Source organism: Paraburkholderia sp. RHO2 (assembly GCF_050955445.1).
GTDB classification, from domain to species: domain Bacteria; phylum Actinomycetota; class Actinomycetes; order Mycobacteriales; family Mycobacteriaceae; genus Prescottella; species Prescottella agglutinans_A.
This window is the reverse complement of record NZ_CP162617.1, coordinates 2,327,305-2,347,254: the sequence shown is the minus strand read 5'-3', so window position 1 is coordinate 2,347,254 and position 19,950 is coordinate 2,327,305. Positions and strand designations below refer to the sequence as shown.

Genomic DNA, 19,950 nt, shown 5'->3' with positions numbered 1-19,950 from the left:
TATCTTGCTCACCAAGCTACTGCTACCTTGCTGTGCATGAGTCCTTCGGTCGAACGCCGCAGCCTGATCCTCCGGGGAGTGCTCGATATCTGCCTACTCGCCCTGCTTCGGGAACAACCCGTTTACGGCTACGAACTCACCGAGAGACTGGCTGAGCGGAACCTGCTGGTCGCGGGAGGCTCGTCCTACCCACTACTCGCCCGCCTCGAGAAGGCCGGATTGGTCCAATCCGAGAGCCGCCGATCCGAATCGGGCCCGCCGCGGAAGTACTACTCGTTGTCCGCCGCCGGCCGGACAGCCCTTGCCGAGGGCACCGCCGAGTGGTTCACCGTGGCCAAGAGCGTCACCGCACTACTGGATCCGATCTCGGAAACCACATCAGGGGAGGAAATTGCATGATCGAGGTAAGCACCGACCACACGGAACCGTCAGTGCTGGACGACCGTCCGAAGATCCTGCGGGATGCCAAGCGCATCTGGCGCAGAGCAGGGGTTCGACGCGTGGACCGCCGCGCCCTCCTCACCGAATTGTCGGACGAACTCACCGCGGCCGACGCGGACGGACTGCCCGCCAGCAGTGTCGTCGGCGACGATCACGAGGAAACGCTGCGGGAGTGGGCGGACGAGCGCGGGCTGTCCGGGCGAGCCCTGCGCCTACCGGTGATCGTGCCGGTCGCCCTCGTCGGCATCGCCGTCGGTTTCGCACTCCTGGGGGCGATCCTCTACGTGGGATTCACCACGGGCGAACTGCGAATCGAGCCGGCGTACCTGATCGTCGGTCTCTACGCGGCGACGGGCCTGCTCGGGTATCTACTGGCAGTCACCTGCACGTTCGTAATGCTGCGTTGGGTAGGCGATCCGCGCTCCGGCCACACCGCCCGGTGCCTCGCCGCGACCCTGCCCGCCGGCGGCGCCGTGGCGACGGCGGCGGGTGTCGGGGTCGCGCGTGTGCTCGGGTTCACCACCGAACCGGAAACGTTCGTCGCGGTGATCGCCGTCGTCTCCATCACACTGGCCGCGACGGCGATCACGGCCCGCTACTGGGCGACCCGCCCCCGCGCGGCCAGCGAATTGAGCACGGCCGCAGCCTGATCCGCGCCGTCGACGGTGACGGTGAACTTGGACCCGTCACCGCGGGTGACGCGTAGCGCCTCACCCGGCCGGACGAGCAGGCCGACGCCGTCGGGGCCGACCCGGTAGCCGATGCCGCCGTAGCGGTTGATCAAGCCGATCTTCACGACGTCGGCGCGGGCGATCTCGTCGAGCGGGATCCAGCGTCGGCCACCGGTGAGCACGTACCGAGTCTCGAGGCCGCGCCCGTCCACCACGACGTGCACCGGCGCGAGCGCCAGCCCCATCAGGAGTGCGCCGACGACCGCAGCGACGAGCAGCATCGGCGCCGCCGCCTCCGCCGTGGCCCAGGCGACCGCCACGACGATGACGACCGGCACCAGCGCGAGCACCGCGGCAAGCCAGCGCGGCATCGCCGCCGTCCCCGTCCACACGACGGTCTCGGTATCGGTCAGATCGATCCGCGCCGCGTCCGACTGCGGCGCGGTCTCCGTCACTGCGGAAGCGGGCCGCCCGACCAGTGCGGAACCGGCGACGGCCGCGGCGACTCCCACCAGGACGACGGGCACGAGCCACCATCCATCGAAGGTGGCCGCGGCCGCGTCGACCAGATCCCGCTGCGAGGCAAGCATCCCCACCGGCAGGATCGCGACGGCGGTTCCGGTGCCCGACGCGATCGCGGCGCCCATGCGGGCCGCACGCACGTCACGCCTGGTGAGCAACAAGAGAATTCCGCCGAGGAGCACCGCGAACGCGAGGCCCAGCAGGGGCGACCACTGGGCCACTGTGCGTGACGCGAAGCCGTCCGCGGCCCCGCCGGGCCCGAAGTGGATCGCAACCGGCTCGGGGAGGTCGCCGGACCACGCCGTCAGCGTGACGACGGCACCCGCCGCCGCGACGACGGGTGCAACCAACGCGCCCGCGAACCCTCGCAACCACGAAACACTCTGCACCGGAATCGAGTTGGTCATACCATTTCCCTTTTCACGAGGTCGAGCAGGTCGGCCGCGCTCATGCCGTGTCGCTTCGCCTCCGCGACGAGTCCGTGGACCGCGTCCAGCAAGCGACTCCGGGCGGACGCGTCCGCGGCCACCACCGCGCCGCGGCCGCGCCGCAGTTCGATCAGCCCCTCGTCGCGCAGCAACTGGTAGCCGCGAAGCACGGTGTGGATGTTGACGTCCAGCGACGCCGCAAGATCCCGGGCGGACGGCAACCGCTCGCCCGCCGCCACGGAACCGTCGGCGATCGCGCCGCGCACGGACGCGGCGAACTGCTCGTACAGCGGTACGGCGGACGACTGATCGATACGGATGAGCACACACTCACCATATTGTTCTAGTTCAAATAGAACAAGTCAGAGCGGCGGCTCGAAGGCCTTGATCGGCGGCAGATCGCCGTCGAACCGCTCGATCTGCACCAGCACGTGCTGGCCCGTGCAGCCGTGCGACAGGCGCGAGCTGCCCACGTCGGCGGTGAGCACATTGGGGTTGCCGTGCACGCACATCGAGTCGGGATCCGCCGGGTCGAGCGGGTCGTACCAGGCGCCCGTGGACAGCTGCACCACCTCCGGGCGGACGCCGTCGTCGAGCACGACACCGGCGAGGCAGGACCCCCGGTCGTTGAACACCCGGACCACGTCACCTGCTCCGAGACCCCGATCGGCGGCGTCGGCCGGATGCATGCGGATCGGCTCGCGACCACGGATCTTCGACGCCTGACTGGTGCCGCCGTGGTCGAGCTGTCCGTGCAGGCGCGTGCGGGGTTGGTTCGCGATCAGGTGCAGCGGGAAGCGCCGCGCGCGCTCGCCGCCCAGCCACTCGTCGGGCTCGTACCAGCGCGGGTGGCCGGCGCAATCGTCATAGCCGAAGCCGTCGATGTCGGCGGAGAAGATCTCGATGCGCCCGCTCGGTGTGGTCAGCGGGCTCCGGTGGGGATCGTCACGGAAATCGGAGAACAACGACAACCCGTCCTCGGTGCGCATCCGCACGTGGCCGCGCTCCCAGAACTCGTCGAACGCGGGCGCCTCCAGGTGCACCGGATCCGCCCGCACGAAGCCGCGCCACTGCTCGTAGAGGTGCTCGATCCACTGCTGCGCGGCGCGGCCCTCGGTGAAGCGTTCGCCGAAGCCCAACCGGTACGCGAGCGCCGAGAAGGTGTCGTAGTCGTCGCGGGCATCGGCGTGCCGGGGCACCGCCGCATGCATCGCGACCAGCAGCGGATCGTTGCGGGTGCAGGACAGATCGTTGCGTTCGAGCGACGTGGTCGACGGGACCACGATGTCGGCGTGCCGGGCCATCGGCGTCCAGTACGGCTCGTGCACGACGATCGTGTCCGGTCGGGCCAGCGCGCGCCGCAGCCGGGCCAGGTCCTGGTGGTGGTGGAACGGGTTGCCGCCGGCCCAGTAGACCAACCTGGTCTCCGGGAAGGTGAGGCGTCGGCCGTCGTAGTCGAACTCCTCCCCCGGACGCAGCAACAGGTCGGCGATCGCGGCCACCGGGATGAAGTCGGACACCGGATTACTGCCCTGGAACAGCGTCGGCAGTGGGTACGGCACCGGGGCGAGTCCGGGCTCGTTCATCGACCCGTAGCCGTGTCCGAATCCGCCTCCCGGAAGCCCGATCTGGCCGAGCATCGCGGCGAGCGTCACTCCCATCCACGGAGCCTGCTCGCCGTATCGGACGCGCTGGAGCGACCACGTGACTGTCAACATCGTCCGGCCCGCGGCCATCCGGCGTCCCAGCGTCCTGATCTGCTCGGCGGGCACCCCGGACAGCGCCGACGCCCACTCCGGCGTCTTCGGGACGCCGTCGTCGGCACCGAACAGATAGCTCTCGAAGCGGTCGTACCCGACGCAGTACCGTTCGAGGAAGTCCCTGTCGTGCAGGCCTTCCGACGCGAGCACATGCGCGAGGCCGAGCATGATCGCAACATCGGTTCCGGGGACCGGTGCGATCCACTCGCACCGGCCGTGCAGGTCGTCGCGCAGCGGGCTGATCGACACCACCTCGGCGCCGCGATCCCGCAACCGGTCGAGGGCGCCGCGGGTCGGATGTTCGCTGGTACCACCGCCGTTGACGGCCGTGTTCTTGAGCGGCACGCCGCCGAAGCACACCATCAGATCGGTGTTGTCGGCGATGACGTCCCAATTGGTGGAGCGGGCGAACAGCTTCCAGTGCGTGCCCACCACACGCGGCATGATGACGCCGGTCGCACCGAGCGAATAGGTGTGCACCGACCGGGTGTAGCCGCCGAGCATGTTGAGGAACCGGTGCACCTGGCTCTGCGCGTGGTGGAAGCGGCCGGCACTGGCCCAGCCGTACGAGCCGCCGAAGATCGCACGGTTGCCGTGTTCGTCGACCACGCGGCGCAATTCACGGGCCAGTAGGTCGAGCAGTTCGTCCCACGACACGGGCACGAACTCGTCTGCGCCGCGCACCTCGGACGGGCCGGGGCCCTGCTCGAGCCACCCGCGCCGGACCGCCGGACCGGTGATGCGGGACCGGTGCCGCACCGACCCGGGCAGGTTGCCCAGAATCGGGGACGGATCGGAATCCCCCGTGTACGGATGCACCGCGCTCACGTCGCCGCCCGAGGACTCCACCTCGAACATGCCCCAGTGCGCCATGTGCTGGTACCGCGCCGACGAACTCACGGCTGTCAGTGTGCCAGCGGGACTCAGGGCACCGAGAAGAAGCCCGTTCCCGCGATGACCTCGCCGCCCGTCGTCATCGACGCGGTCACAGGCCCCGCCCCGGTGTACACGCTGACGGCCTCACTGTTCGGGACCACCAGCATCCCGAAGGTGCCGGTAGCGAGGTTCCGCCAGTGCATGTAGTAGCTGCCCTTGACGGTCGGGCGTCCCGGCTCGGTCGGGTATCGGGCGGGGAACGTCACCATCCCGGGCGTCTCTCCAGTGATCGCGACCGGGGTGAAGGAGCAGAACGTGTGGTAAGCGCTGCATGCCCAGATGCCGGTGTTCACGACGAGTGGTATCTGGAAGGTGTTCACAGTGGGCGCCGCAGACGCCTGGGCAATCGGCGACATTGCGAGACCGGTCACGACGCCGACCGTCAGGACGCCCGCGCCGAGGAACCGTCGTGCACTGCCCATCGCCTTGCCCTTCTCGTGGGCACAGAATACGAGAGCCGCACCGGCTCACGCGGGCGTACAGACGGAAAACACCCCGCACCTGTCGGGCGCGGGGTGTTGGTCGCATCGGGTCAGGGCAGAGAGTTGACCAGCTGCTCGACGCTCACGCGGGGACCGGTGAAGAACGGGGTCTCCTCGCGCACGTGCATGCGGGCCTCGGTGGCGCGCAGGTCGCGCATCAGGTCGACGATGCGGTCGAGTTCGGGGGCCTCGAACGCGAGGATCCACTCGTAGTCGCCGAGCGCGAACGCGGGGATCGTGTTGGCGCGCACGTCCGGGTAGCCGCGGCCGGCCTTGCCGTGGTCGGCGAGCATCTTGCGCCGGTCGGCGTCGGGCAGCAGGTACCACTCGTACGAGCGCACGAACGGGTACACGCAGATGTAGTTGCCCGGGTCCTCGCCGGCGATGAAGGCCGGGACGTGACTCTTGTTGAACTCCGCGGGACGGTGCAGCGCCACGTTGGACCACACCGGGTCGCTGGCCTGGCCGAGATCGGTGGTGCGACGGAAATCCGCGTACAGCTTCTGCAGGTCCTCGAGGCGCTCGGCGTGCGTCCAGATCATGAAGTCGGCGTCGGCGCGGACACCGGCGACATCGTAGATGCCACGCACCACGACGTCGGTGTCCTCGTAGGAGTCGAAGAAGTCCTGGGCGTTCTTCACCGCGGCGGCGCGGTCGTCACCGAGGACGCCCGGCTGAGCCTGGAAGACCGAGAACATCGCGTAGCGGAGGGTGGAGTTGAGCTTGTCGAAATCGAGGCGTGCCATGGCCTCATCCTGCCACTCGTGCCGCGAGCCGTGTCGCGGCCGTCGTCGCCGCCGCGACGCACGCCGGAACCCCGACGCCGTGCAGGTAGGCGCCCGCGACTTCGAGTCCGTCCACCTCGGAGATCGCGTCCTCGATCGCGGCGACCCGATCGAGGTGGCCGGGCGCATACTGCGGCAGGCCGCCGTGCCAGCGTTGGACGAACACGTCCACTGGGTCGGCCGACACCCCGGTCACCGTCTCGAGGTCGGCGCGCGCCTTCGCGATCAGGTCGGCGTCGGGCGCGTCGACCACGGCGGCGTCCCCGAAGCGCCCATACGACGCCCGCACCAGGGTGACGTCCCGCTCGGCCAGGTGCGGCCACTTGCGGCTCGACAGCGTGAACGCCTTGGCGCCCAACGACTCCCCCGACGCGACGAGGATGCCGGAGTTCTCCGGGACGCCCGCGTCGTCCGGCAGCGCGAGCGCCACGACGGCGGACGACGCGAGTTCGATGCCGCGGGCGGCGGCGGCCAGGCGCGGCGCCGCCTCGGCGACCAAACGGACCATGTCCGGGGCGGGGGCGGCGACGACGACCCCGTCGACGTGTCCGACCGGGTCGAGCCACCAGCCCGCCCCGTCGCGGCGCAGACCGTCGGCGGCGACGTCCAGGAGGGTGCGCGGGCGGGCGGCCTCACGCAGCGCCTCGAGCAGCGCACCGTAGCCGTCCCGCAGGGTCCCGAACACCGGACCGGGCGACGGCGTGGGCAGCGCGGCGGCCACCGCGGCCGTGAGACTCGTCGCACCCGCGTCGAGTGCGGCGGCGAGTGTCGGCAGCGCCGCCCGCACACCGATCGAGTCGGACAGGCCGGAGTACACGCCGCCGAGCAGCGGGTCGACGCTGCGGCGCACCACCTGCTCACCGAAGCGGCTGCTCACCAGCGCCGCGACGTCCGTGTCGGCCGCCGGATCCCACTCGAACGGCACCGACGGCTCGGCCACGATGCGGGCGAGGGTGTCGGCGTCGACGAGGCCGGCCACCGACTGCGGATCCGACGGGATGCCCATCAGCGTGCGCGTCGGCAGCGGGTGCAGCGTCCCCTGCGACCAGATCAGGGGCTGACGTCCGGCGGGATGGACCAACTGGTCCCCGAGGCCCAGTTCGACGATCAGCTCCGCGACCTCGGGCCGGCGGGCGATGAACGCCTCGGCGCCCACGTCGACCGGACCGTCGCCCAGGAACACCGTCCGCAGCTTGCCACCGAACCGGGGTCCCGCCTCGACGACGGTGATCTCGGCGTCGGCACCGAGCTGCTGCCGCAGGCGGTACGCCGCGACCAGGCCGGTGACGCCGCCACCGACGACCGCTACCGAGACGCGCCGTGATGTCACAACGAATGCACCAGCTCCACGACATCGGTCAGGACGGCCGGATCGGTCTCCGGCAGCACGCCGTGTCCGAGGTTGAAGATGTGTCCCGTGGCGCCGGCCGCGACCGCGGCGTCCGCCTCGCGGCAGATGCGACGGACCTGCTTCTCGATCGCGTCCCAACCCGCGAACAGCACCGCCGGGTCCAGGTTGCCCTGCAACGCCTTGCCGGGTCCGACGCGCCGCGCGGCCACGTCGAGCGGGATGCGCCAGTCCACGCCGACGACGTCGGCGCCGGCCTCCCCCATCGCGCCGAGCAGCTCGCCGGTGCCGACGCCGAAGTGGATGCGCGGCACACGCGCCGACTCGACCTCGACGAACACCCGCTCGGAGTGCGGCAGCACGAACTCGCGGTACTCGGCCAGCGACAGCGCGCCGGCCCACGAGTCGAACAGCTGCACCGCATCGACACCCGCGTGCAGCTGCGCCTGCAGGAACGCGATCGTGATGTCGGTGATGCGGCCCAGGAGCGCGTGCCACGTCTTCGGGTCGGCGTGCATGAGCGCCTTGGTCCGCTCGTGGTTGCGGCTCGGGCCGCCCTCGACGAGGTACGACGCAAGCGTGAACGGCGCGCCGGCGAAACCGATCAACGCCGTCTCGCCGAGCTCGGCAGTGAGCAGGCGCACGGCCTGCGCGACCGCGCCGACCTCGTCGGGCACCAGCCGCGGCAGGGCGGCGACATCCGCCACCGTCCGCACCGGGTTCGCCACGACGGGGCCGACGCCGGCCACGATGTCGAGGTCGATGCCGGCCGCCTTGAGCGGAACGACGATGTCGGAGAACAGGATCGCCGCGTCGACCTTGTGCCGCCGAACGGGCTGCATCGTGATCTCGCAGACGAGTTCCGGATCGAAGCAGGATTCGAGCATCCCGATGCCCGCCCGGATCTCCCGATACTCCGGCAACGAGCGTCCGGCCTGACGCATGAACCACACGGGCCGATGCTTCGCCGGACGGCCGGTGGCCGCCGCCAACAACGGTGCGTCGTCGAGCACCCGCCGAGCGGGGTATTCCGCGCGCCCGCTCATCCCTGCATTCGTATCTTCCAAGCCGCTCATCGGGCTCCATGCTGCCACGACTTGGACGCCCGGCAGAATCGGCGCGCCTCCGACGCCCTACCAGGTGCGGCGTCTAACGTCCGCAGGTGTGACGACCCCGGGATTGCCGAAAGAACCCGCCCAGTTCCGCGCCGCAGTCGACGCGATGAACTCGGCCGCGGTTCACCCGGATATCGAGCTCGGGCCCATCCGCCCGCCGCAACGGCTCGCGCCCTTCAGCTACGCCATCGGCGCCGAGGTGCGCCACGCCGACACCGGCACGGTCGCCGAACACACCGAGGGGGACGCGTTCGGACGGCTGATCCTGCTGTACGACCCGGACGGGGACGAGGCGTGGAACGGCACGATGCGGTTGGTCGCGTACATCCAGGCCGACCTCGAACCCGCACTGGCCGCCGATCCCCTGCTCCCGGAGGTCGCGTGGAGTTGGCTCGTCGACGCGCTCGCCGAGAAGGCCGACGAGATCGTCGCGCTGGGCGGCACCGTCACCGCCACCAGTTCGGTGCGGTACGGCGACATCGCGGGCCCACCGCACGCGCACCAACTCGAGTTGCGGGCGTCGTGGACGGCGACGTCGACGGCGCTGGCCTCCCATGTCGAGGCGTTCTGCGACGTCCTCGCGTACGCCGCGGGTCTTCCACCGGCAGGGGTCACCAAACTCGGTCGTCGGCCGAGGCCCTGACGCCGGATCGGCGACTCGGCCGTCCGCTAGCCCGCCGCTTCGGTGGAGGCCGCTTCGCCGGACCGCTGTCGGGCCCGCGTCCAGTCCAGGAAGTCGGCGACTCCCTCCGCCACGGCGGCGCTGCGGATCGACGGGAAGATGTCGAACGCGTGCTGCGCCCCACGAAGTTCCGCGAAGGCGACAGGATTTTCCGACACCTCACGCAGCCGCCGGACGAACTCGCGCGCCTCGGCGACCGGGATGAACGAGTCACTGATGCCGTGCACGACGAAGAACGGGGGCGCTTCCGACCGTAGGTGGTTCAGCGGTGATGCCGCCTCGTAGTCCTCGGGGAATCGCGCCTGCTTCCCGAGCACCATCGGCATCAGCCCGGATTCCACCCGCTGGCGTGTCGCCTTGATCCCTGTCTCCCCCGCGAAGTCGTAGACGCCGTAGTGCGGGGCACAGGCCTGGACCGACGTGTCGGCGTCCTCGAACCCGGGTTGCAGGCTCGGATCGTCCGCGGTGAGCGCGAGCATCGCCGCCAGGTGCCCACCGGCCGATCCGCCGGTCACGGCCACGAACTCGGGGTCGCCGCCGTACGTCGGCGCGTTCTCCCGCAGCCATGCCACCGCCTGCTTGACGGCGACCAGGTGCGCCGGCCACACGGCCTTCGGTGAGAGCGGATAGTTGATCGCGGCGCACACCCACCCCCGCGAGGCCATCTCCAGCATCAGCGGGATTCCTTGATGGTCCTTGCTGCCGATGACCCACCCGCCGCCGTGGATCTGGAGCAGGATCGGCGCGTCCACCGGGATATCGCGCCGGTGGTAGACGTCGATCAGGAACCGTCGGCCGCCGGGCGCGTACGCGAGATCGCGGACCCGCACCACGTCGGGGTGGTGCATCCGGAACGGCAACACCAGCTGGCGCCACGGCACCCCCGCGACGGTTGCCGACCCGCCGGCGGCGCTTCGGTAGTCGGATCCGAGCGCGGACGTGAGCGCCGACTCGACCTCCCATCGTGCGCCGCGCCCGGTAGCGATCACGGCGGCGAGTCCGGCGGCCGACAACCCGGCGACGGCGACGGCCGCGGCGTCGGCTCGGGTGCGAATCCCCCGGCGCCCCACGTGAATCGCCGCGTCGGCCATCGTGACCGCGAGCAACTGCGGAGCAAGCTCGGCCGTGAGCCACCCGGACAGGAACGTCGGGACGGAAAGCGGCATCCCCGGGACCGGCCGCAGAGCGTTCGCCGTCAGGGCTGCAGTTGCTACTTGGCGTAACAGGAACCTGTTTCTGAACGTCATTAAGCTATTCAACCATGACTTTTGTCACAACGCCCGCAGCAATCTAGAACAGGTTCTACCGTTAGCTGCATGGAGAGATTAAGTGGAATGGACGCCAGCTTCCTCTACCTCGAGACCCCCACCCAGATGCTCCACGTGTGCGGCCTGATCATTCTCGACGGGTCCACGATCCCTGGTGGCTTTTCTTTCGCGAAACTGCGCGACGAACTCGCGATTCGCGTAAAGGCGATGCCGAGCTTCAAGCGACGCCTCAAGGACACCCGGTTCAATCTCGACCACCCGGTGTGGGTCGACGACACCGATTTCGACATCGAACGGCACTTCCACCGGATCGCCGTCCCCGCCCCCGGCGGCCGTAACGAGCTGTCCGAGCTGTGCAGCTCGATCGCCAGCCAGCCGATGGACCGCTCCCGCCCGCTGTGGGAGATGTTCGTCATCGAGGGCCTCGACGACGGCTCCGTCGCCGTGATGTCGAAGATGCATCACGCGAACGTCGACGGCGTCACCGGATCCAATCTGATGTCGCAGCTGTGCGGCCTCGAACCCGACGCCCCCCGACCGGAATTCGACCAGCTCCCCGAGGGCGCCGGCCGCGCCAGCTCCCTCGACATCGCGATCAACGGCCTGATGTCGTTCGCCTCGCGACCACTGAAGATGGCCAAGCTGGTACCCGACAGCGTCACGCTGCTGCCCCGCTGGATCGGGCGGGCCCGCAAGGGCGAGGCGATGCCGACGCCGTTCACGGCGCCGCGGACGTCCTTCAACGGTGCGATCACCGGTCGCCGGACCATCGCGTACGCGGAACTGAACCTCGACGACGTCAAGTTCGTGAAGAACACCTTCGGCGTCAAGGTCAACGATGTCGTGCTCACGCTGTGCGCCGGTGCGCTCCGCCGGTATCTCGAGGACCGCGAGGAGCTTCCCGACACCTCATTGGTCGCGACCGTGCCGGTCTCCGTGCACGACAAGTCGGATCGGCCCGGCACCAACCAGATCTCGGTCATGTTCACCCAGCTCGGCACGGACATCGCCGACCCGGTGGAGCGGCTCCACACCGTCGCCGAACGAAACGCCATCAACAAGGACCACCACAACGAGGCGCTGGGCGCGACGCTGCTGCAGGACTGGGCGCAGTTCGCGGCGCCGGCCACGTTCGGCAGCGCGATGCGCGTGTACTCCAAGCTGAAGCTGGCCGAGCGTCACCCGGTGGTGCACAACCTGGTGGTTTCGAACGTCCCCGGCCCGCCGATGCCGCTGTACTTCCTCGGCGCGCGCATCAAGCAGATGTACCCGCTGGGACCGGTCTTCCATGGCGCCGGGCTCAACGTGACGGTGATGTCGCTCGAAGGGCGCGTCGACGTCGGCCTCGTCTCCTGCAAGGAACTGGCGCCGCACCTGTGGGATCTCGCGGACGCGTTTCCCGAGGCGCTCGCCGAGCTCGTCAAGGCCGCACGCGCGCAAGCACGGAAGAAGAAGCAGCCAGTAACCCCTCGGTGAACGGTCCGGCGTTCATGACGCACGACGAGTGACCGCAGTCCACCTCGTACGTTGCGGCGCCGGCGATCTGGCGGGCGAGCCAGCGCTGGCGCCGCGGCGGGATGATCATGTCCCGGGTGGGCACTACGACAGCGGACGGGACGTCGATGTCACCCACCCACGCGGTCGAGTCGAACTTGCCGATCTCGGCGGTCGCCCGGCCGATCGCGCCGTAGCTGGTCTCCCGAAACTGGGAGTAGGCCCACACCCGGTCGCCACCCAGGACGGGGCCGCCGACGGGCACCGGTCCGGGCCGCGGCTTGAGCGCACCCAGGCTGTAGCTGAGCGATTCGAGCGCCACCCGCTCGCGCGAGTTCCGCTTGAAATGCGCCGCACCGGCACACAGAACCAGGCCGGCGACGCGGTCGCGGTGCCGCTTCCAGACGAGCTGGGAGACCAGCGAGCCCATCGAGTACCCGACCGGGACGACCTGGTCGATGCCCAGCACGTCCGCAAGCGCGACGACGTCGTCCGCGCAGTCCTCGAGGGTGAATCGTGGGGACCGGATCCCCCGTCCGTGCCAGCGCTGGTCGAGGATCACCACCCGCGCCTTCCGGGCGAGCTTGTCGATCGCCGGATACCACGTCAGCGTCCCGGTGCAGCCCAACGCGTGCAGGAGCACGAGCGTCGGCCTGCCGTCGTGCTCGGCGGAGTCGCCGGTGTCGATGACGTACGTGGATCCCCGACCGGGCAGTTCCACCATCGATCCGACGGGGACTGCGCCGACGGGAGCGACGGCCGCTGCGAGGTTGAGCATCGAATTCCCCCATTCCGATCCGATTGCGAGACGAGTCACACAGCCGACGCGTCACGTGGCCTTGGTCACTTGTCCAACATTTGACACAATTGCCGGAATCCTCCCGAATGTCAACGCGAGATCGCATCCGCACCCCGTCGCCACCAGTAGAGTTGCGCCCTATGCCAGATACCCCCGAGCCTGCTTCCGCCCCCGTGCCACTCCTTATCCCGGCCGATGGCGTTCCGCCGGTGATCGAGACCGCCGAGGGCGTGCGTGACGCGGCTGAGCGACTCGCCGCGGGCAGCGGCCCCCTCGCGGTGGACGCCGAGCGCGCGTCGGGGTTCCGCTACTCCTCGCGCGCCTACCTCGTTCAGTTGCGCCGCGCCGGGGCCGGCTCGTTCCTGCTCGACCCCATCCCCACCGCCGGGGACCTCGCTCCACTCCAGGACGCGATCAACGACCTCGAATGGGTGTTGCACTCCGCCGACCAGGATCTGCCGTGCCTGGCCGAACTCGGACTCGCGCCCGCAAAACTGTTCGACACCGAACTGGCCGGGCGCCTCGCGGGTTTCGAGCGCGTGGGGCTGGCCGCGATCGTCGAACGGACCCTCGGGTTGGAGCTCCGTAAGGGTCACGGCGCGGCCGACTGGTCCACCCGCCCCCTTCCGGACGCGTGGCTCAACTACGCCGCCCTGGACGTCGAAGTTCTCCTCGAGCTGCGCGAGGCGATGGCGAAGGAGCTTGCCGCGCAGGGCAAGACCGAGTGGGCGGAGCAGGAGTTCGAGCACGTCCGGCAGGCGGGGCCTCCCCAGGCCAAGCCCGACCGGTGGCGCCGCACGTCACAGATCCACAGCCTCAAGAGCCCCCGTCAGCTCGCCGCGGTCCGCGAACTGTGGACCGCGCGCGACGAGGTCGCCCGCAAGCGCGACATCTCCCCCAGCCGGATCCTGCCGGATTCGGCGATCGTCGCGGCCGCGAGCGCCGACCCGAAGAGCATCGACACGCTCCGGGCGCTGCCGGTGTTCGGGGGCCCGCGCCAGCGCCGGTCGTCCCGGCTGTGGCTCTCCGCGCTCGAACGCGCCCGCACACTCCCACAGAGCGAGCTTCCGCCGGTGACGCAGCCGTTCACCGGCCCGCCGCCGCCGAGCCGCTGGGCCAAGCGCGACCCCGACGCCGCCGCCCGGCTGGCCGCGGCCAAGGTGGGAATCGCCGATCTGAGCGAGCGGGTCCGGGTGCCGGTCGAGAACCTACTCAGCCCGGACCTGGTGCGCCGCGTGTGCTGGGAGCCGCCGTCCCCCGACGCGGACGCGGCGGCCGCGATCGACAGCGCGCTCGCGGTGGCCGGTGCGCGCCCGTGGCAGCGCGAGCTCACAGTTCCGATCCTCGCGGAGGCCGTTCGCGCCAAGGCCTGAACAGCGGAAACCCTCCCTCGGCCGCCCCACATGTTACCGGCGGGTAATTAGCGCTACAGTGGTGCCTGTCGGGTCTTGGCACCCGCCGTGACCGCATCTTTCCCGCCAGGAGGAATCCAGCGTGGCTGCTTCCGCTAACTCCAGAAACGTCGTCTTCGTCGACGGCATCCGCACGCCGTTCGGCAAGGCCGGCCCGAAGGGCATCTACGCCGAGACGCGCGCCGACGACCTGGTCGTCAAGGCCATCCGCGAACTGCTGCGCCGCAACCCTCAACTCGATCCGGCCCGGGTCGACGAGGTCGCGATCGCCGCCACCACGCAGACCGGCGACCAGGGGCTGACCATCGGCCGCACGTCCGCGATCCTCGCGGGCCTGCCCGAGACGGTGCCGGGCTTCGCGATCGACCGCATGTGTGCCGGTGCGATGACCGCCGTCACCACCACCGCGTCGGGCATCGGCTTCGGCCAGTACGACGTCGTGATCGCCGGCGGTGTCGAGCACATGGGCCGGCACCCGATGGGCCAGGGCGCCGACCCGAACCCGCGCTTCCTCGCCGACCGGCTGGTCGACCCGAGCGCGCTGGTGATGGGCAACACCGCCGAGAACCTGCACGACCGGTTCCCGACGATCACCAAGGAGCGCACCGACGCCTACGCCGTGGCGTCGCAGAACAAGTACGAGGCCGCCAAGAAGGCCGGCTACATCGCCGACACCCTCGTGCCGGTCGCGACCCGCTCGGAGTCGGGCTGGGGCCTGGCCACCGAGGACGAGCCGCCCCGCCCGGGCACCACGCTCGAGGACCTCGCCAAGCTCAAGACCCCGTTCCGTCCCGCCGGCCGCATCACCGCCGGTAACGCCGCGGGCCTCAACGACGGCGCCACCGCCGCGATCCTCGCGGGTGAGGACACCGCCACCGAGCTGGGTCTGCCGATCGGCATGCGCATGGTCGGCTTCGCCTTCCAGGGCGTCGATCCCGCCGTGATGGGCATCGGCCCGGTGCCGGCCACCGAGAAGCTGCTGGCCCGCACCGGCCTGTCGATCGACGACATCGGACTGTTCGAGATCAACGAGGCGTTCGCCGTGCAGGTGCTCGCGTTCCTCGAGCACTTCGGCATCGCCGACGACGACCCGCGGGTCAACCAGTGGGGCGGCGCCATCGCGTGCGGCCACCCGCTCGCTTCCTCCGGTGTGCGCCTCATGACGCAGCTCTCGCGCCAGTTCGCGCAGAACCCGGGCGTCCGCTACGGCCTGACCACGATGTGCATCGGGCTCGGCATGGGCGGCACCGTCATCTGGGAGAACCCGAATCACAAGGACTACGCAGGTTACGAAGCGGGAGCCAAGTAAATGACCGATATCGCAAACGCTTTCGCCGACGAGGTCGTGACGAACGCCTACACCAAGCTGGTCTCGGTTCCCGGTATCGACGGCCCGGTCGCGCTGATCACCCTCGACAACGGCTTCGACCACACCAAGCCGAACTCGTTCGGCCCGCGCGGCCTGCTGTCGTTCGACAAGGCGCTCGACGAGGCGTTCGCCGCCGAGCCGGCCGCGATCGCCGTCACCGGCAAGCCGTTCATCTTCGCGGCCGGTGCCGACCTCAAGGGTGTCCCGTCGATCACGTCCCGCGAGCAGGGTCTCGAGCTCGGACGTTTGGGACACAAGGTGTTCCGGCGCCTGCGTGAGTCCGAGGTCCCGACGTTCGCGTTCGTGAACGGCGTCGCGCTCGGCGGCGGCCTCGAGGTGGGTCTGCACTGCCACTACCGCACGTTCGCGGACAACGTCGGCGCCCTCGGCCTGCCCGAGGCGATGCTGGGTCTGGTGCCGGGCTGGGGCGGAACGCAGTTGCTGCCCAACCTGATCGGACCGTCGAACGCCGTCACCGTCGCGATCGAGAACCCGCTCAACAACGGCAAGGTCATCAACTCGAAGAAGGCGCTCGAGCTCGGCATCGCCGACGCCGTGCTGGGCTCGGCCGACTTCATCGAGCAGTCCCTCGCGTGGGCCGCGCAGGTGATCGCCGGCGACATCACCCCGACCCGCCCCGAGATCGACCGCGGCGCCGGCTGGGACGAGGCCATCGCCCGCGCCAAGGCGATCGTCGAGGGCAAGACCAAGAACAACGCCCCCGGCGCGGTGCGCACGGTCGAGCTGCTCGAGCTGGCCCGCACCACCGACATCTCCGACTCGAAGTCCCTCGACGCCGGTTTCGCCGCCGAGGACGACGCCCTCGCCGATCTGCTCATGACCGACGAGCTGCGCGCAGGCCTGTACGCCTTCGATCTGGTGAACCGCCGCGCCAAGCGCCCGGCGGGCGCGCCGGACAAGTCATTGGCGCGCAAGATCACCGGCGTCGGCATCGTCGGCGCGGGCCTGATGGCGAGCCAGTTGGCGATGCTGTTCGTCAAGCAACTCAAGGTGCCGGTGATCCTCACCGACATCGACCAGGAGCGCATCGACAAGGGCGTCGGCTACGTGCACGGCGAGATCGACAAGCTGCTCGCCAAGGGCCGGCTGTCGCAGGACGGCGCGAACCGGCTCAAGGCGCTCGTCACCGGTTCGCTCGACAAGGCCGCGTTCGCGAAGACCGACTTCGTCATCGAGGCCGTCTTCGAGAACATGGACGTCAAGAAGAAGGTGTTCGCCGAACTCGAGGAGCACATCGCCCCCGAGACCGTGCTGGCCACCAACACGTCGTCGCTGTCGATCACCGAGATGGCCGCGGACCTGAAGCACCCCGAGCGGGTGGTGGGCTTCCACTTCTTCAACCCGGTCGCCGTGCTCCCGCTGCTCGAGGTCATCAAGGGCGAGCAGACCGACGACGCCACGCTCGCAACGGCGTTCGCGACGGCGAAGGCGCTCAAGAAGTCGGCCGTCGGCTCCGCCGACCTGCCCGGCTTCGTGTTCAACCGCCTGCTCATCCGCGCCCTCGGCGAGGTCATGAACGCGGTCGACGAGGGCACCCCGTTCGACGTCGCCGACAACGCGATCGCCGAACTCGGCATGCCGATGACGCCGTTCACGCTGCTCGCGCTCGTCGGCCCGGCGATCGCGCTGCACACCGGCGAGACCCTCAACGCCGCCTACCCGGAGCGGTTCAAGCCGTCGCCGGGACTCGAGGCGATCGTCGAGGCCCGCAAGCCCGGCGTGTGGACGTGGACCGACAAGGGCCAGGTCGTCGACCCGGACGTCGCGGCGCTGTGGCAGCAGGGCGACCAGCCGTCGACCGCCGAGGAGGTGCTCGAGCGCACGCGCCGCGCGTTCGCCGAGGAGATCCGGATCATGCTGGAGGAGGGCGTCGTCGCCGCTCCCGAGGACATCGATCTGTGCCTGATCCTGGGTGGCGGCTTCGGTTTCTGGAACGGCGGGATCACGCCGTACCTGGACCGCACCGGCACGTCGGAGGCCGTCAACGGCAAGCCGTTCCTGGCCAAGGGAGTCGCGAGCGTCTAGCCGCCGATCGACGAGAGGAGCGCACCCCTGGAAGTCCGGGGGTGCGCTCCTCTTCGCGTCGACGGGTGCCGGTCAGGGAATCGCATCCTCGGCTGGACGCTCCCGTGCACGGACGGCTTGCGGCTCCGCGGGATCCGTGGACGCGGCGGCAGCCGCAGGGTCCGGCGCGTCGTCTCGATCGAGTTCGCACTCGAGGATCGGCTCACCCAGCCCGATCTTCTGCTGAATGCGCTTCATCCACGCCGGTGCCCACCAGCAGTCGTCACCGAGGAGGGTCATGACCGCCGGGACGAGGAACATGCGGATCAGCGTCGCGTCGATGATGAGCGCCGCGATCATGCCGTACGCGATGTACTTCATCATCACCAGGTCCGAGAACCCGAACGCGCCGGTGACCACGATGAGGATCAACGCGGCCGCGGTGATGATGCGGCCGGTGTGCGCGGTGCCGACCCGGATGGCCTCGGTGGTGCTCGCGCCCTGCGCCCGGGCCTCGACCATGCGGGAGAGCAGGAATACCTCGTAGTCGATGGACAGGCCGTAGATGATCGCGACGATCAGCACCAGCATCGGTGAGGTGATCGGCCCCGGGGTGAAGTTCAGCAGGCCGGAGCCGTGGCCGTCGATGAAGATCCACGTCAGGATGCCGAGCGTCGCCCCGAGCCCGAGTGCGCTCATCAGCACCGCCTTGATCGGCAGCACGAGCGACCCGAACGCCAGGAACATCAGCAACGTGGTGAGGGCGACGACGGTGACCACCATGAGCGGCAAGGTGTCGAGCAGGGCACTGATGCTGTCCTGCTCGATCGCGGGTGTCCCGCCGACGAGGACCTGGACGCCGTCCGGGACGTCGATCGATCGCAGGTAGTCGATCGTGTCGGCGGAGTCGTTGCGGTCGATCAGACCGGCTTTGAGGACCTGGACGCCGTCCTTCGCCGGTCCAGTGATCGAGAACTTCTCCACCAGGCCCGGCGCCTCGTTGGCGCTCTTGATGATCTGGCCGACCTGCGCGCCCTGGGCGCCGCTGACCACCAGCCTGACCGGCTCGGTGCGGTTGCCCGGGAACAGCTCGTCGAACTGCTCCTGGGCGACACGGGTCGGGTTGTCGGTCGGCAGGTAGTCCTCGTTGATGCCGCCGAACTTGATGCCGGTCATCGGGATGATGAGCAGCAGGAGGCCGACGACGATGGGGATGGTGACCTTGAGCGGGTTGCGCATCACCCAGCGCGTCAGCTGCCCCCACCGGCTCGACTCGATTTCCTCGGTCGACCTGATCTGACCGAACCGCTTGAGCCCGAACTTGTCGATGCGCCGGCCCAGCATGCTCAGGATCGCCGGCAACACCGTCACCGACGTGAACGCCGCCAAAAGCACCGTCGCGATCGCGCCATACGCCATCGACTTCAGGAAACCCTGCGGGAACAACAAGAGCCCGCCCAGACTCGCGATGATCATCGTTGCCGAGAAGAGCACGGTCCGGCCCGCCGTCATCACCGTGCGGCGAACGGCGACGCGGGTGCTGTAGCCGTCGCCGAGTTCCTCGCGGAACCGGCTGACGATGAACAGGCCGTAGTCGATGGCCAGGCCCAGCCCGATCAGCGAGACGACCGACTCGACGAACGAGTTGACGTCGGTGACGTGCGTGAGCACCCGCACGATGCCGTTGGCGCCGAGGATCGTCAGGCCGCCGACGATCAGTGGCAGCGCGGCGGCGATGACACCGCCGAACACGAAGAACAGCAGCACCGCGACCGCCGGGATGGCGAGGAGTTCCATGCGGTGGATGTCGCTCGCGATCGTGTCGTTGATGGCGCTCGCCACCGGCTGCATGCCGGCGAGTTGGACCTCGACCCCGTCGATGTCGAAGGCGTCCCGCACCTCGCGGAAGTTGTTGGTGATCGCGGTGTCGTTGTCGCCCTTCAGCGCGATACTTGCGAGCGCGTGGGTCCTGTCCGCGGTCGTCAGCGCCGCCACCCGCGGCGTGTTCGGCACCGCGAAGTAGCTGGCGTTGACCTTCGCGACCTGATCCGGGTGCTCCTGCACCAGACGCTGCAGGCTGTCGGACACCTGCGCGCCGAACACCGGATCGTCGACGGTCTTCCCCTCGGGCGCCGTGTACATCGCCACCACGTCACCCGTGGTGTCGCGGCCGAACGTGCCGTCCGCGAGCCTCGCGGCGGCCACCGACTCCGAACCGGGATCCTCCAAGCCGCTCTGGCTGAGGTGCGCACCCAGACCGGAACCGTAGGCGCCCAACGCCAACAGCCCGGCCACCATCACCGCAAGAACGGTGAAGCGGGACCGGTAGACGAGATCCCCCCAACGTGCAAACACGTATCGACTCCTCAGCGCGGACCGACGGCGCGGATCGTGGACGACAACTATCGGTCAG

Annotated in this window: 17 protein-coding genes; 7 read left to right on the top strand and 10 right to left on the bottom strand. The window is 69.6% G+C overall.

Features of this window, described 5'->3' with window-relative positions; all coding sequences use genetic code 11:
- The first annotated feature begins 36 nt into the window (after window positions 1-36).
- A complete protein-coding gene (locus ABTV10_RS10830; RefSeq protein WP_499034643.1) occupies window positions 37-399 on the top strand; it encodes a PadR family transcriptional regulator in 363 nt (120 codons plus the stop codon).
- Window positions 396-1,091 (top strand): hypothetical protein, encoded by a 696-nt coding sequence (locus ABTV10_RS10825; RefSeq protein WP_499034642.1) that lies wholly within the window; start codon window positions 396-398, stop codon window positions 1,089-1,091. The genes ABTV10_RS10830 and ABTV10_RS10825 overlap by 4 nt, the downstream gene beginning before the upstream one ends.
- On the opposite strand, the gene ABTV10_RS10820 is transcribed toward ABTV10_RS10825, so the two are convergent.
- The 7 genes from ABTV10_RS10820 to hemE all read right to left on the bottom strand — a co-directional run bounded on the left by ABTV10_RS10820 (window position 1,037) and on the right by hemE (window position 8,419).
- A complete protein-coding gene (locus ABTV10_RS10820; RefSeq protein WP_499034640.1) occupies window positions 1,037-2,041 on the bottom strand; it encodes a DUF1648 domain-containing protein in 1,005 nt (334 codons plus the stop codon). The genes ABTV10_RS10825 and ABTV10_RS10820 overlap by 55 nt on opposite strands.
- Window positions 2,038-2,388 (bottom strand): GntR family transcriptional regulator, encoded by a 351-nt coding sequence (locus tag ABTV10_RS10815; RefSeq protein WP_433612527.1) that lies wholly within the window; start codon window positions 2,386-2,388, stop codon window positions 2,038-2,040. The genes ABTV10_RS10820 and ABTV10_RS10815 overlap by 4 nt, the downstream gene beginning before the upstream one ends.
- Before the next feature lie 36 nt (window positions 2,389-2,424).
- Window positions 2,425-4,722 carry a molybdopterin guanine dinucleotide-containing S/N-oxide reductase gene (locus tag ABTV10_RS10810; protein WP_499034638.1) on the bottom strand — a complete coding sequence of 766 codons (2,298 nt, stop codon included), beginning with the start codon at window positions 4,720-4,722 and terminating at the stop codon, window positions 2,425-2,427.
- Between the two features lie 23 nt (window positions 4,723-4,745).
- Window positions 4,746-5,180: a hypothetical protein gene (locus tag ABTV10_RS10805; protein ID WP_499034637.1), complete on the bottom strand. Its 435-nt coding sequence runs from the start codon at window positions 5,178-5,180 to the stop codon at window positions 4,746-4,748.
- A gap of 110 nt (window positions 5,181-5,290) precedes the next feature.
- Window positions 5,291-5,986 (bottom strand): hydrogen peroxide-dependent heme synthase, encoded by a 696-nt coding sequence (hemQ, locus tag ABTV10_RS10800; protein WP_433612523.1) that lies wholly within the window; start codon window positions 5,984-5,986, stop codon window positions 5,291-5,293.
- Between the two features lie 4 nt (window positions 5,987-5,990).
- Window positions 5,991-7,355, bottom strand: a complete 1,365-nt coding sequence (locus ABTV10_RS10795) for a protoporphyrinogen oxidase (RefSeq protein ID WP_499034636.1) — start codon at window positions 7,353-7,355, stop codon at window positions 5,991-5,993.
- The gene (gene hemE / locus ABTV10_RS10790) at window positions 7,352-8,419 is read right to left on the bottom strand and encodes a uroporphyrinogen decarboxylase (RefSeq protein ID WP_433612519.1); all 1,068 of its coding nucleotides are present in this window, start codon (window positions 8,417-8,419) and stop codon (window positions 7,352-7,354) included. Before hemE ends, ABTV10_RS10795 begins: the two co-directional genes overlap by 4 nt.
- 118 nt (window positions 8,420-8,537) lie before the next feature.
- Here hemE and ABTV10_RS10785 point away from each other — a divergent pair, with 118 nt between their 5' ends.
- Window positions 8,538-9,131: a DUF3000 domain-containing protein gene (locus ABTV10_RS10785; RefSeq protein ID WP_433612517.1), complete on the top strand. Its 594-nt coding sequence runs from the start codon at window positions 8,538-8,540 to the stop codon at window positions 9,129-9,131.
- A 26-nt stretch (window positions 9,132-9,157) separates the two neighbouring features.
- Here the strand turns inward: ABTV10_RS10785 and ABTV10_RS10780 are convergent, their stop codons facing one another.
- The gene (locus ABTV10_RS10780; RefSeq protein WP_499034635.1) at window positions 9,158-10,336 is read right to left on the bottom strand and encodes an alpha/beta hydrolase fold domain-containing protein; all 1,179 of its coding nucleotides are present in this window, start codon (window positions 10,334-10,336) and stop codon (window positions 9,158-9,160) included.
- A gap of 150 nt (window positions 10,337-10,486) precedes the next feature.
- On the opposite strand from ABTV10_RS10780, the gene ABTV10_RS10775 reads away from it, so the two are divergent.
- On the top strand, window positions 10,487-11,914 hold the full coding sequence (locus ABTV10_RS10775) for a WS/DGAT/MGAT family O-acyltransferase (RefSeq protein ID WP_499034633.1): 1,428 nt from the start codon (window positions 10,487-10,489) through the stop codon (window positions 11,912-11,914).
- Here ABTV10_RS10775 and ABTV10_RS10770 read toward each other — a convergent pair.
- A complete protein-coding gene (locus ABTV10_RS10770) occupies window positions 11,859-12,710 on the bottom strand; it encodes an alpha/beta fold hydrolase (RefSeq protein WP_433612511.1) in 852 nt (283 codons plus the stop codon). The two genes, ABTV10_RS10775 and ABTV10_RS10770, sit on opposite strands and share 56 nt — an antisense overlap.
- Window positions 12,711-12,940: 230 nt before the next feature.
- Between ABTV10_RS10770 and ABTV10_RS10765 the strand changes: the two genes are divergently transcribed.
- The 3 genes from ABTV10_RS10765 to ABTV10_RS10755 all read left to right on the top strand — a co-directional run bounded on the left by ABTV10_RS10765 (window position 12,941) and on the right by ABTV10_RS10755 (window position 17,558).
- Window positions 12,941-14,104 (top strand): HRDC domain-containing protein, encoded by a 1,164-nt coding sequence (locus ABTV10_RS10765; RefSeq protein ID WP_499034632.1) that lies wholly within the window; start codon window positions 12,941-12,943, stop codon window positions 14,102-14,104.
- A gap of 121 nt (window positions 14,105-14,225) precedes the next feature.
- Window positions 14,226-15,452, top strand: a complete 1,227-nt coding sequence (locus tag ABTV10_RS10760; RefSeq protein WP_499034631.1) for a thiolase family protein — start codon at window positions 14,226-14,228, stop codon at window positions 15,450-15,452.
- Window positions 15,453-17,558 (top strand): 3-hydroxyacyl-CoA dehydrogenase NAD-binding domain-containing protein, encoded by a 2,106-nt coding sequence (locus ABTV10_RS10755; RefSeq protein ID WP_499034629.1) that lies wholly within the window; start codon window positions 15,453-15,455, stop codon window positions 17,556-17,558.
- A 72-nt stretch (window positions 17,559-17,630) separates the two neighbouring features.
- Here the strand turns inward: ABTV10_RS10755 and ABTV10_RS10750 are convergent, their stop codons facing one another.
- Complete coding sequence (locus ABTV10_RS10750; RefSeq protein ID WP_499034628.1) at window positions 17,631-19,892, bottom strand: MMPL family transporter; 2,262 nt, start codon at window positions 19,890-19,892, stop codon at window positions 17,631-17,633.
- Window positions 19,893-19,950: the final 58 nt, after the last annotated feature.

Excerpts from the sequence above, each read along its gene's own strand:
- ABTV10_RS10830 (WP_499034643.1), top strand. The coding sequence starts at position 37 with ATGAGTCCTTCGGTCGAACGCCGCAGCCTGATCCTCCGGGGAGTGCTC.
- ABTV10_RS10825 (WP_499034642.1), top strand. The coding sequence starts at position 396 with ATGATCGAGGTAAGCACCGACCACACGGAACCGTCAGTGCTGGACGAC.
- ABTV10_RS10820 (WP_499034640.1), bottom strand. The coding sequence starts at position 2,041 with ATGACCAACTCGATTCCGGTGCAGAGTGTTTCGTGGTTGCGAGGGTTC.
- ABTV10_RS10805 (WP_499034637.1), bottom strand. The coding sequence starts at position 5,180 with ATGGGCAGTGCACGACGGTTCCTCGGCGCGGGCGTCCTGACGGTCGGC.
- hemQ (WP_433612523.1), bottom strand. The coding sequence starts at position 5,986 with ATGGCACGCCTCGATTTCGACAAGCTCAACTCCACCCTCCGCTACGCG.
- hemE (WP_433612519.1), bottom strand. The coding sequence starts at position 8,419 with ATGAGCGGGCGCGCGGAATACCCCGCTCGGCGGGTGCTCGACGACGCA.
- ABTV10_RS10780 (WP_499034635.1), bottom strand. The coding sequence starts at position 10,336 with ATGCCGCTTTCCGTCCCGACGTTCCTGTCCGGGTGGCTCACGGCCGAG.
- ABTV10_RS10775 (WP_499034633.1), top strand. The coding sequence starts at position 10,487 with ATGGAGAGATTAAGTGGAATGGACGCCAGCTTCCTCTACCTCGAGACC.
- ABTV10_RS10770 (WP_433612511.1), bottom strand. The coding sequence starts at position 12,710 with ATGCTCAACCTCGCAGCGGCCGTCGCTCCCGTCGGCGCAGTCCCCGTC.
- ABTV10_RS10755 (WP_499034629.1), top strand. The coding sequence starts at position 15,453 with ATGACCGATATCGCAAACGCTTTCGCCGACGAGGTCGTGACGAACGCC.